Genomic DNA, 10,462 nt, shown 5'->3' with positions numbered 1-10,462 from the left:
AAGAGCACCCGGCAAAAAGCACCCGGCCCCGCCGGAGACACGCTCAGATATCGGCCCACTCATAATCGCGCAGCGGCCGCCCGAACGTGGCATCGACCAGAAAGCGGGCGAGCCGCCGCTCGCTGAACAGCGCCCGGTAGCGGTCGCGGCCGGCGCGGCCGATCGACTGCCACGCCCCGTCGGCGAGAATGCGCGTCAGCCGCTGGGCCAGATCGGCGGCGGAGGAGAAGAACACCGCATCGTCCTCGCCCAGAAAGCGCTGGAAGCCGGCCGAGCGCGGCACGCACACGCACAGCCCCGAGCCGAACAGCTGGGCGATGCGGTCGGACGAATAGAGCGGCACGTCGTTATATTTCGACCAGTTGAGGGCGCATTTCGCCCGCGCCAGCGCCTCGAAATAGGCCCGTCCCAGCAGCCGCTGCTTGGCGGCCCCGTAGCCGACGATGCGCACGCCCGGCGCGCGGCGCGTCACGTCCTCCACGAACGCCCACTGCGCCGCCCGCGGACCGTAGCTCGACACATAGACGAGATCGGCGCTCTTCTCCGCCAGAGAGAACGCGTCGAGATCCTCCATGGAAGGATCGGTCGGGTTGGGAATGTAATGGGCGGCGACACCAGCGGCCCGCAGGCGCGCCAGCGGCTCGCCGGCGGTGGTGACGAACGAAAGGTCCACCTTCGGCCCGCGCCCGCACATGCGCTTCATCACATGGTCTTCAATGAGCGCATCGCAGTCCACATTGACGATGCGCACCCCCGGCGACAGCGCGCGGATGGCGTCGAGGGTGCGGTTGGTGACCACGTCGGCATGGAACAGCGCCACCATCTCCGGCCGGAAGTGCTCGCAGACCTCAAGCAGCGACTGGTTGGAGCGTGCGTTGCCGATGGCCGGCAGGGAGGTGTGGGCAATGCGCGATTCATCCCGGTCGCGGAAGTGAATGACGTTATGCCCTTCGCGGATCAGGCCGTTCAGGAACTTCTTGTCATAAGAATAGTAGAACCCGGCAAACTTGTTCTTGTAGCCGGGCCCGCACAGCACGATCCGCATGCAATTACCCCGCGCGTGCGCCGATCGACGGGCTGAACACCATCAGGCTCAGGATTTCAAACAGAAGCTGGGCCCCGGCATGGGCGGTGTTGGTGGTGGCGTCATATTGCGGCGCCACTTCCACCAGATCGCCGCCCACCAGATTGAGGCCGCGGAAGCCGCGCACCAGTTCCAGCGCCTCGCGCGTGGTCAGCCCGCCGATTTCCGGCGTGCCGGTGCCCGGCGCAAAGGCGGGGTCGAGGCTGTCGATATCGTAGGACAGGTAGACCGGCCGGTTGCCGACGAGGCTGCGCACCGTTTCGATGACCGCCGGAATGCCGAGCCCGCCGATTTCCTCCGCATGGATCACCGTCATGCCGGAATCGACCGAGAACTCCCACAGATATTCCGACGAACCGCGGATGCCGATCTGGATGGTGTGGGCGGGGTCGATCAGCCCCTCCAGCACTGCATGGCGGAACGGGCCGCCGTGGTGGAACCGCTCGCCGTCGAACGCGCCGCCGGTGTCGCAGTGCGCATCGATATGGACGAGACACACCGGACCGTCGGCGGCCACCGCGCGCAGGATCGGCAGCGAGATGGAATGGTCGCCGCCGACCGACAGCGGCGCCACGCCCGCCGCCACGATCGCGGCCACGGCGCGGGTGATGTCCTCGTGAGCGGTCTCAAGGCTGAAGCGCGAGCGGAACGGCACGTCGCCGACATCGGCCACCGCCAGATCGACCGTGGGAATGCAGTCGAGATTCGGATTGTAGGGGCCGATGCGCTCGATGGTGCGCAGCGCCCGCGGCCCGAAGCGCGAGCCGTTGCGGTTGGAAACGCCGAGGTCCATCGGCACGCCGAGCAGAGCCACCTGCAGGCCGGCGAAATCCGGCGCGGACCAGTCGATGCGGCGGGTCGGGGCGGAAAGCAGCGAGGTCAGCCCGGCAAAAGGCGCAGAGCGGGTGCCGGAAGGATCGATGACGCGGGACGCGACGCGGGCAAATTCCGGCTGGTGGATGACGCCGACATTGTCGCCGCTATATTTCGCCCTGAGACGCGCCAGTTCTTCCGGTGGGACCGGCTCCCGATTCGCCATTTCCTGCACTCCGCAAATGCCACGGTTCTTCCCCCCGCGGGTCATGCCTAAACCCGCCGGCCGGCCAAGGCCAGAGCCAATGGCGGCGCGCGGTGAAAAACCCCACCGGCAGAATGGCATGGCCCCCCTTTGCGGACGATGCGACCGACGCCCATGACGACACCCGTGACGACGACCGATACACAACCCGGGACACAGCCTTCTTTGCCGGCTCATCACCATGCCCCGCCGGCCGCCGGCCAGCCCGCGCCGGTTGCCCTTGAAACCGCCCCCGATGCCGCGGTGCTGGACTTTCTGGCCGCCCGCCGCTCGCCGGCGCTGCGCACGCTGGCCGCGCCCGGCCCGACCCCGGCCGAGGTCGACCGCCTGCTGGCGCTGGCCTCCCGCGTGCCGGATCACGGCCGTCTGGTGCCGTGGCGCTTCATCGTTCTGGAAGGGGAGGCCCGCGCCGGGGCCGGCCGGGCGCTCGATGCGCTCTATGCACGGCAGAACCCGGAGCTGCCGGCGGAGAAGGCCGGCATGTGGCAGGCCTATCTGACCCGCGCGCCGGTGGTCGTCATCCTCGTCAGCCGGCCGGACGAAACGGCGAAGATTCCCGTCTGGCATCAGGAACTGGCCGCCGGCGCCGCCGGCATGGCGCTGACGGTCGCCGCCGCAGCCATGGGCTATGCCAGTCAGTGGCTGCTGAAGTGGCCGGTGCGCGATGCGCAGGCCGCGGCGCTGCTCGGCATCGGCCCCGGCGAGCGGGCGGCCGGCATGTTCCACATCGGCCACCCCTCGCTGCCCGCCCCGCCGGAGCGCGCGCGGCCGGATATGGCGGCGATCGTGACGCGGTGGACCGGCGCCCCGCCCGCGCCCTGAGAGCGGCCGGGCACGGCCGGGGCGCTTACGGCCGGCGCACCTGCCGCAGCGCGGTGCCGCGGGCGGCAATGCGGGCGATGGCCGGCCGCACCGGCTCGCGCACCACCTGCATGTGATGGCCGCTGGCGTGGAGCAGAGTTTCGCCATCGGCCAGAATGCCGACGTGACCGGGCCAGAACAGCAGATCGCCGCGCTGCCACGCCGCGTCCCCGGCAAGACGATGGCCGACGGTGCGCTCCTGCAGGTCGGTGTCGCGCGCCACGATCCGGCCGGCAAAGCGCAGCGCCAGTTGCACGAGGCCCGAACAGTCGATGCCGAAGCCCGACGTGCCGCCCCACAGATAGGGCACGCCCAGCAGGTGTTCGGCCACGGTGACATAATCCGTCGCCACCGCCTCCGCCGGCTCCAGATGGCGCGCCACCACCGCCTCGCCCGTCGCCAGCACGGCATAGGCCAGCCCGCGCGTTTCCGCATCGCCGGCCACGCACACCCCCGCCCCCATCGGCAGGGCGCCGGCCGGCGGCAGCTTCATATCGGCTGCGGGATAGAGGAACGTCTTCGGCACCGCCACGCGGTGGGTGGGGGCCGGCCCGGCCGGGCCGAGATCGTCGGCGGCGAGGTAGCCGACATAGCCGTCGCGCTCAAGCTGGCCCCAGGCCCAGCCCTCGATGGTCTCCTCGAACACCGTCACCAGATCGCCGGCCAGAGCCTCGGTCTCGGTCGGGGCATCGAAGCGCGGGGCGCGGGCCAGCCGGGTGCGCGGCGCCACGACACGGCGCGGCGCGCCGGCGCTGTAGGCTTCCGCCCGCACCGTTGCCTTCAGCCACAACGCCGCAAGGTCCGGCCGCGCCGGCAGCAGGCGCGGCTCGCTGCGCCGCAGGTCGTCCAGCGTTTCGCCCGTCATGTCAGGCCGCCTGCCCTTCGCCCGGCCGCCCGGCGGCAAAGCGCTCGCACAGCAGGGTGTAGAGCGCGCGGATCGCCTGCGCCTCGCCGCCCTCCGGCCGGCCGGGGCGGGCGGCAGGCGCCCAGCCGAAGATGTCGAAATGCGCCCAGCTGCCCGCCCCTTCCGCAAAGCGGGCCAGGAACAGCGCCGCCGTGACCGACCCGGCAAAGGGCGCGGAGGCATTGTTGTTGATGTCCGCCAGCCGCGAATCGAGCCAGCGCGCATAGGGCCGCCACAGCGGCAGGCGCCACAGCGGATCGCCGACCGCCATGGAAACGCGGGCGATGTCGGCGGCAAGTGCCTCGTCGTCGGTGAAGAACGGCGGCAGGTCGGGGCCCAGCGCCACGCGCGCCGCCCCCGTCAGGGTGGCAAGATCGATCAGCAGATCCGGCTTGTCCTCGCACGCCAGCGCCAGCGCATCGGCAAGAACGAGGCGGCCCTCGGCATCCGTGTTGCCGATTTCCACCGAGAGGCCCTTGCGGCTGGGGAAGATGTCGCCGGGGCGGAAGGCGGTGCCGGAAACGGCATTTTCAACAGCCGGAATGATCACCCGGAGGTTCACCGGCAGGCCGGCGTCCATGATCATGTGGGCAAGGCCCAGCACGTTCGCCGCTCCGCCCATATCCTTCTTCATCAGCAGCATGCCGGACGACGGCTTGATATCGAGGCCGCCGGTGTCGAAGCACACCCCCTTGCCCACCAGCGTCAGGCGCGGATGGTCGGCATTGCCCCAGCGGATATCGATGAGCCGGGGCGCCCGCGCGCTGCCGGCGCCCACCGCATGCACCAGCGGAAAGCCCTGCGCCAGCAGTTCCTCGCCGACGACGATGTCGATATCGGCGATGTGGCGGGCGGCGAGGTCCATCGCCACCGCGGCCAGTTCCTCCGGCCCCATGTCGTTGGCCGGTGTGTTGATGAGGTCGCGGGCGAGCTGCACGCCGGCCAGAATGCGCGTGACCTCCGCCCGGTCCGCGCCCTGCGGCCACACCAGCCGCACGTCGCGCGGCTTGCCGGCGCGGTAGCGGGTGAAGCGGTAGGCGCCAAGCCCGAAGGCCATGGCGGCCTGCGCTTCATCGAAGCCGGAAGCCAGACGATAGTCGCCCGGCGGCAGCGCGGTTGCCAGCGCCCCGGCATCGAGCGGCGTGGCCGGCCCGCTGCCGAGGCCGAACAGCACCGCGGCCGGCAGGCCGCCGGCCCCCGGCAGCACCAGAACCTGCCCGGCGGCCGCCTCGAAGCGCTGGCTGCGGGCAAGGCCGGCAAAGACCTCCGCCCCGCCCGCCACCAGCGGCGCGCCCGTCGCCTCCGCCTCGCCGGGGCGCACGGCGTGGACGGGAATGGCCGCCGGGGCGGCCTCTGCGGCAATCAGGCTGTCGAGCACGGCTGGAAACTCCACGCTTTGCAAGGGCGGGTGACAGGGAACGGACTGCCGGGAACAGACGCGGCAGCGCCCGGCCGGCTTCCGTGCCTGCGAAGCTAGCACCCTGAAGGCGCTGTGCAATGGGCGATGATGCGCGTCGCGGGCCGGCGACTGCCCATCGGTCGCAAGAGCAAACTTCATGAAGTTGCCCCAATGCAGCCCAGCCCGGGCCACGTTGGGGCGTATGCTGGGTTCTGTCGCGGCCAGAGACCCGTGATGGCGAGGCAGAGGATTTCGTCAGCCCCAGCCCCCCCGATGCCTCAGGCTCCGGGTCAATCTCCCCCTGCGGTCCCCCCGTCCGCACGGTCGCGACGAGCGGGTCAGCTCCCCGGCTGGCCCGCTTTTTTTCATTTGCCGTCTCGTGTCTTCAGTCTCCTGTCCGGCCGCTCTGCGGCCCGCGCTCGCCGAGGAAGGCGACCAGACGGGCCGCGGCCTCGCCGATGTGGGCGCGCACCAGCCGCGCCGCGCCGGCGGCATCGCCCGCGCGCGCCGCCGCCAGCATCGCCGCATGGGCCTGCGCCCCCATCTCGCCCGCCCCCAGCGCCGCCAGCTGGAAGCGCAGCACCGCATCCGTTTCCGCAAAAAGCGCCCCGATCAGCGCCAGCAGCCGCGGCCGGCCGGCCCGCGCATAAAGGCTCATGTGGAAGCGGCGGTTGAGTTCGCCCATCCGCGCCGGGTCTGTTGCCGCCTCCAGATCGGCCAGCGCCGCGGCCGCCGCGGCAAGATCGGCGGCCGTCAGGTTCGGCACCGACAGCGCGATGGCCTCCGGTTCCACCAGCGCACGCAGACCCATGATGTCGGCGGCATCCTGCGCCGAAAGCTCGCTGACCACCGCGCCGCGGTTCGGCACGATGGAAACCAGCGCCTGCGCCTCCAGTTGCTTCAGCGCATCGCGCACCGGCATGCGGCTGACGGCGAACTGTGCCGCCAGTTCCTCCTGCCGCAGCACCGTGCCGCCGGGCAGCGTGCCGTCGAGAATGGCCCGGCGCAGGGTTTCGGCCACGCGCGCGGTGGCGGTGCGGAAATGCGGCCGCGCCGCCGCGATCAGCGCCGCAAGGGCCGCATCGCCCGCCGCCCCTTCCGCAGCCCCGCCGCTGTCACCGCGCTCTGCCATCGCTGTTGCCGTCGTCCCGCCAAGAGCCATAATTTTGAAATTGGATATCCGATCCATTTCGGGCATTGTGGATGAAATTTCCGTCCCGCGCAAACGGCCCGGCCGCCCTTCCGGCGGCCGCAGGGCGTGTGCGGAAGCCGCCCTTGCAGGAAAGACGCCCGCATGTCCTCCGCCTTGCCGCCCGCCTCCTCCGGCCAGCCGCCGGTCGCCGCCTCGCCGCTGCAGCCGGTGACGGCGGGCATCCTGACAGCGCTGGTCGGCTTCGGCAGCACATTCGCGGTGGTGCTGCAGGGGCTGGCGGCGGTGGGCGCCAGCCCGGCACAGGCGGCCTCGGGGCTGATGGCGGTGTGCCTTGCCATGGGCGTTCTGGGTCTCGGGCTGTCGCTGGCGCTGAGGATGCCGATCTCCGTTGCCTGGTCCACGCCCGGCGCGGCGCTGATGGCGGCAACGGGCGCGGTGCAGGGCGGCTTTGCGGCGGCAACCGGCGCCTTCATCCTCGCCGGCGGGCTGATCGCGCTGGCCGGCTTCTGGAAGCCGCTCGGCCGCATGGCCGCGGCCATTCCGCCCGCCCTCGCCAGCGCCATGCTGGCCGGCGTGCTGCTGAAACTGTGCCTCAGCCCGTTCACCGCCGTGGCGGTGGCACCGGTGCCGGCGCTGGCCGTCATCGTCACCTTTCTGGTGGTCGGGCGCTTCTTCCGCCTGTGGGCGGTGCCGGCGGCTGTGGCGGTGGCCATCGGGCTGACGCTGGCCGGCCCGGGCAGCGCCGGGTTCGACACCGCCGCTCTCGCCCTGCCGAAGCCGGTGTTCGTCATGCCGGCGTTCACGCTGGAAGCCGCCGTCGGCCTGGCGCTGCCCCTGTTTCTCGTCACCATGGCCTCGCAGAACATTCCCGGTCTTGCGGTGCTCTCGGCGTTCGGCTTCCGCCCGGCCGCCGGCCCGCTGTTTCGCGCCACCGGCCTCGGCTCCATGGTGATTGCGCCGTTCGGCGGCGTCACGGTCAATCTCGCCGCCATCACCGCCGCCCTCGCCGCCGGCCCGGATGCCGACCCGGAACCCGCACGGCGGTGGATTGCCGGGGTCACCGCCGGGGTCGCCTATCTCGGTCTCGGGCTGCTGGCACTGGCGGCGGCGGCCGGGTTCGGCGCCTCGCCGCCGCTGCTCATTCAGGCGGCCGCCGGCCTGGCCCTGATCGGGGCGTTCGGCGCCTCCATTGCCGGCGCGCTGAAGGAAGAGGCCGACCGGCCGGCGGCCCTCGTCACCTTTCTGTTCACCGCCTCGGGGCTCTCGGTGGCCGGCATCGGCCCGGCGTTCTGGGGCCTTGTCGCCGGTGTGGCGGTGATGACACTGCACGGCCGCCTTGGCCGGCTGACGCACCCGTAAGCGGCACGGGCCGGCCGGCTTTGATGCCGGTCAAGGCGGGGGCCGGCGGCTCTGGCAGGGTGAGCCCCATGCAAGACGACCTGACCCTTCTGGAGCGCGCCGTGCCGCGCTACACCTCCTATCCGACCGCGCCGCATTTCTCGGCCGCGGTGGACGGGGCCGCCTATGGCCGCTGGCTGGAAGCGCTGTCGCCGGAAGGCACGCTGTCGCTCTACCTCCATGTGCCGTTCTGCACCGACATCTGCCACTATTGCGGCTGCAACACCAAGGCGGTGCACCGGGCCGAACCGGTGGAACGCTATGCCGAAGTGCTGATGGCCGAAATCCGCCTCATCGCCCGGCTCCACGGCGGCGGGCGGGTGACGCATCTGCACTGGGGCGGCGGCACGCCCTCCATTCTGGGGCCGGCGCTGCTCGACCGCGTTGCCGGGGAACTCGGTGCGGGCTTCTCCGTGGCCGGCGATGCGGAACACAATATCGAACTCGACCCGCGCCGCGTGACGCCGGACCTCGTTGCCGCGCTGAAGGCCATCGGCGTCAACCGCGTCAGCCTCGGCGTGCAGGATTTCGCCCCTCATGTGCAGCAGGTCATCGGCCGGGTGCAGCCGTTCGGCGAGGTGGCTGCGGCCGTCGACATGCTGCGCGACGGCGGCATCGACGCCATCAATTTCGACCTGATGTACGGCCTGCCGCTGCAGAGCCGCGCCGATCTGGCGGAAAGCGCCCAGCTCGCCGTGGGCCTCAGGCCGGCCCGCATCGCGCTGTTCGGCTATGCCCATGTGCCGTGGTTCAAGAAGCACCAGACGCTGATCCGCGAGGAAGACCTGCCCGGCCCCCACGAGCGCCTTGCGCAGGCGCGCATCGCGGCCGAGCTCTTCGAGGCGGCCGGCTACCAGCCGATCGGGCTCGACCATTTCGCCTTCCCGGACGACAGTCTGGCCGCGGCCGCCCGCGAGGGGCGCCTGCACCGCAATTTTCAGGGCTACACCACCGACAGCGCCGATGCGCTGATCGGCCTTGGCGCCTCGTCGATCGGCCGGCTGCCGCAGGGCTTCGTCCAGAACGCCCCGGATGTCGGCGGCTATGCCCGCGCCATCGGCGAGGGGCGGCCGGCGACCGTGAAGGGGATGGCCCTTTCGGAAGACGACCACCGCCGCGCCGGGCTGATCGAACGGCTGATGTGCGACCTCTCGCTCGATCTCGCCCGCCACGGCGGCAGCCGCGCCTATGCAGACGAACTGGCCGCACTGCGCCCGCTGCAGGCCCGCGGCCTCGTGGCGGTGGAAGGCGAGCGCATCGTGGTGACCGAGCAGGGGCGCCCGTTCATCCGCCTCGCCGCAGCGGTGTTCGACACCTATCTGGCGGAAAGCCGCGCCCGGCATTCCGTTGCGGTGTGATGTTCATGGTTTGATCTCACCGGCGAATCGTGCCACGGTGCTCCGGCCACGACAGAAGGCCGGAGCCCGCCATGAGCGACACTGCCGCGACAGATGCCCTTTTCGCTGCCCCTGCCCTCAGCCCGGCCCCGCTGCCGGCGGGCCTGAACCGGGGGGCTGATGGTCGCGCACGGTGCTTCTGGTGCGGCGACGACCCGCTCTATCAGGCCTATCACGATACCGAATGGGGCCGGCCCACGACGGACGACCGCTACCTGTTCGAGAAGATCTGCCTTGAGGGGTTCCAGTCCGGCCTGTCGTGGCTGACGATCCTGCGCAAGCGCGCAGGCTTCCGCGCCGCCTTCGCCGGTTTCGATGCCGCAGCAATGGCCGCCTTCACCGGGGCGGACGTGGAGCGGCTGCTGCAGGATGCCGGCATCGTGCGCCACCGCGCCAAGATCGTCTCGGCCATCAACAACGCCCGCTGCGCCCTGAAGCTCGCCGAGGAGGCCGGCTCGATCGCCGCCTTCCTGTGGCGCTACGAGCAGAAGGCCGGGACGCGCCCGCCCCGCATCACCCGCGAGAGCCTCGCCGGCATCACGAAAAGCACGGAATCGGAGGCTTTGTCGAAAGCGCTGAAGAAACGCGGCTGGAGCTTCGTCGGCCCGACGACGATGTATGCGATGATGCAGGCTGTCGGGCTGGTCAACGATCACTACGAGGGCTGCCACTGCCGGGAAGAGGCGCTGCAGGCACGCGCCCGTCTGCAGATACCCGGCTGAGCCTTCGCCGACCGGGCGGCGGCACCGGCCAGACCGCCCCGGCCGGGCGGCACCGGCAATGGTCGCAGCGGCGGCCGCCTGTGGCGGGCGAAAGCCCGCAGCGGGCGGCGCCCCGCCGGAGGCCGCGATTTCTGACCGGCGGCGACACGCGAAGCGCGGCAGACTGCGAGGGGCGGCAGCGGGCGGGGAGCGGCGACCGGCGGCAAAAGCCCGGTCGTCCGCGGCGGCGGGGGTGCGCACAGCAGCGGGCGTTATGGCACCGGGCGTTACGACCGGCGGGACTCCGGATGCACCGGAGAACGCAAGAGCGGAGCACCGCGCGGCTGCCTGACCGCGCGGCTGCCTGCCGGTGGCCGGCAGATCCTTTGCCGGCTTTATATTAGCCCCAGCCGGTTCTTCGCCGGCTCATCAGCCGCAAAAGATGACCACGACAGGAATGGCGAGCGGACTGGCCCGTCTTTGGATC

At 71.2% G+C, this 10,462-nt stretch carries 9 protein-coding genes; 4 read left to right on the top strand and 5 right to left on the bottom strand.

What is annotated here, in order from left to right:
• Positions 1 to 43: 43 nt before the first annotated feature.
• Positions 44 to 1,045 (bottom strand): glycosyltransferase, encoded by a 1,002-nt coding sequence (locus V7067_RS04565; RefSeq protein ID WP_334174699.1) that lies wholly within the window; start codon positions 1,043 to 1,045, stop codon positions 44 to 46.
• Positions 1,046 to 1,049: 4 nt separating this feature from the next.
• Complete coding sequence (speB, locus tag V7067_RS04560) at positions 1,050 to 2,123, bottom strand: agmatinase (RefSeq protein ID WP_334174698.1); 1,074 nt, start codon at positions 2,121 to 2,123, stop codon at positions 1,050 to 1,052.
• A gap of 204 nt (positions 2,124 to 2,327) precedes the next feature.
• On the opposite strand from speB, the gene V7067_RS04555 reads away from it, so the two are divergent.
• Positions 2,328 to 2,984: a nitroreductase family protein gene (locus V7067_RS04555; protein ID WP_334174697.1), complete on the top strand. Its 657-nt coding sequence runs from the start codon at positions 2,328 to 2,330 to the stop codon at positions 2,982 to 2,984.
• Between the two features lie 25 nt (positions 2,985 to 3,009).
• On the opposite strand, the gene V7067_RS04550 is transcribed toward V7067_RS04555, so the two are convergent.
• From V7067_RS04550 to V7067_RS04540, 3 genes are all read right to left on the bottom strand, one after another.
• Positions 3,010 to 3,888: an NlpC/P60 family protein gene (locus tag V7067_RS04550; RefSeq protein ID WP_334174696.1), complete on the bottom strand. Its 879-nt coding sequence runs from the start codon at positions 3,886 to 3,888 to the stop codon at positions 3,010 to 3,012.
• Between the two features lies 1 nt (position 3,889).
• Complete coding sequence (locus tag V7067_RS04545; RefSeq protein WP_334174695.1) at positions 3,890 to 5,305, bottom strand: leucyl aminopeptidase family protein; 1,416 nt, start codon at positions 5,303 to 5,305, stop codon at positions 3,890 to 3,892.
• Positions 5,306 to 5,711: 406 nt separating this feature from the next.
• On the bottom strand, positions 5,712 to 6,458 hold the full coding sequence (locus V7067_RS04540) for a GntR family transcriptional regulator (RefSeq protein ID WP_334174694.1): 747 nt from the start codon (positions 6,456 to 6,458) through the stop codon (positions 5,712 to 5,714).
• Between the two features lie 162 nt (positions 6,459 to 6,620).
• Here V7067_RS04540 and V7067_RS04535 point away from each other — a divergent pair, with 162 nt between their 5' ends.
• The 3 genes from V7067_RS04535 (at position 6,621) to V7067_RS04525 (ending at position 9,996) form a co-directional block, all read left to right on the top strand.
• Entirely contained in the window at positions 6,621 to 7,838 is a 1,218-nt protein-coding gene (locus tag V7067_RS04535) for a benzoate/H(+) symporter BenE family transporter (protein WP_334174693.1), read from the top strand.
• Positions 7,839 to 7,906: 68 nt separating this feature from the next.
• Complete coding sequence (gene hemN, locus V7067_RS04530; RefSeq protein ID WP_334174692.1) at positions 7,907 to 9,235, top strand: oxygen-independent coproporphyrinogen III oxidase; 1,329 nt, start codon at positions 7,907 to 7,909, stop codon at positions 9,233 to 9,235.
• Positions 9,236 to 9,306: 71 nt separating this feature from the next.
• On the top strand, positions 9,307 to 9,996 hold the full coding sequence (locus V7067_RS04525) for a DNA-3-methyladenine glycosylase I (RefSeq protein WP_334174691.1): 690 nt from the start codon (positions 9,307 to 9,309) through the stop codon (positions 9,994 to 9,996).
• Positions 9,997 to 10,462: the final 466 nt, after the last annotated feature.

This window comes from Pseudoxanthobacter sp. (genome assembly GCF_036822375.1).
In the GTDB taxonomy this organism is placed as follows: domain Bacteria; phylum Pseudomonadota; class Alphaproteobacteria; order Rhizobiales; family Segnochrobactraceae; genus Pseudoxanthobacter.
The sequence above is the reverse complement of the archived record's forward strand: the minus strand, read 5'-3'. Positions and strand labels throughout refer to the sequence as shown.

What these genes read in the sequence shown, in the direction of transcription:
- V7067_RS04540 (WP_334174694.1), bottom strand. Translation starts at nt 6,458, where the DNA reads ATGGCAGAGCGCGGTGACAGCGGCGGGGCTGCGGAAGGGGCGGCGGGC.
- V7067_RS04550 (WP_334174696.1), bottom strand. Translation starts at nt 3,888, where the DNA reads ATGACGGGCGAAACGCTGGACGACCTGCGGCGCAGCGAGCCGCGCCTG.
- V7067_RS04525 (WP_334174691.1), top strand. Translation starts at nt 9,307, where the DNA reads ATGAGCGACACTGCCGCGACAGATGCCCTTTTCGCTGCCCCTGCCCTC.
- V7067_RS04565 (WP_334174699.1), bottom strand. Translation starts at nt 1,045, where the DNA reads ATGCGGATCGTGCTGTGCGGGCCCGGCTACAAGAACAAGTTTGCCGGG.
- speB (WP_334174698.1), bottom strand. Translation starts at nt 2,123, where the DNA reads ATGGCGAATCGGGAGCCGGTCCCACCGGAAGAACTGGCGCGTCTCAGG.
- V7067_RS04535 (WP_334174693.1), top strand. Translation starts at nt 6,621, where the DNA reads ATGTCCTCCGCCTTGCCGCCCGCCTCCTCCGGCCAGCCGCCGGTCGCC.
- hemN (WP_334174692.1), top strand. Translation starts at nt 7,907, where the DNA reads ATGCAAGACGACCTGACCCTTCTGGAGCGCGCCGTGCCGCGCTACACC.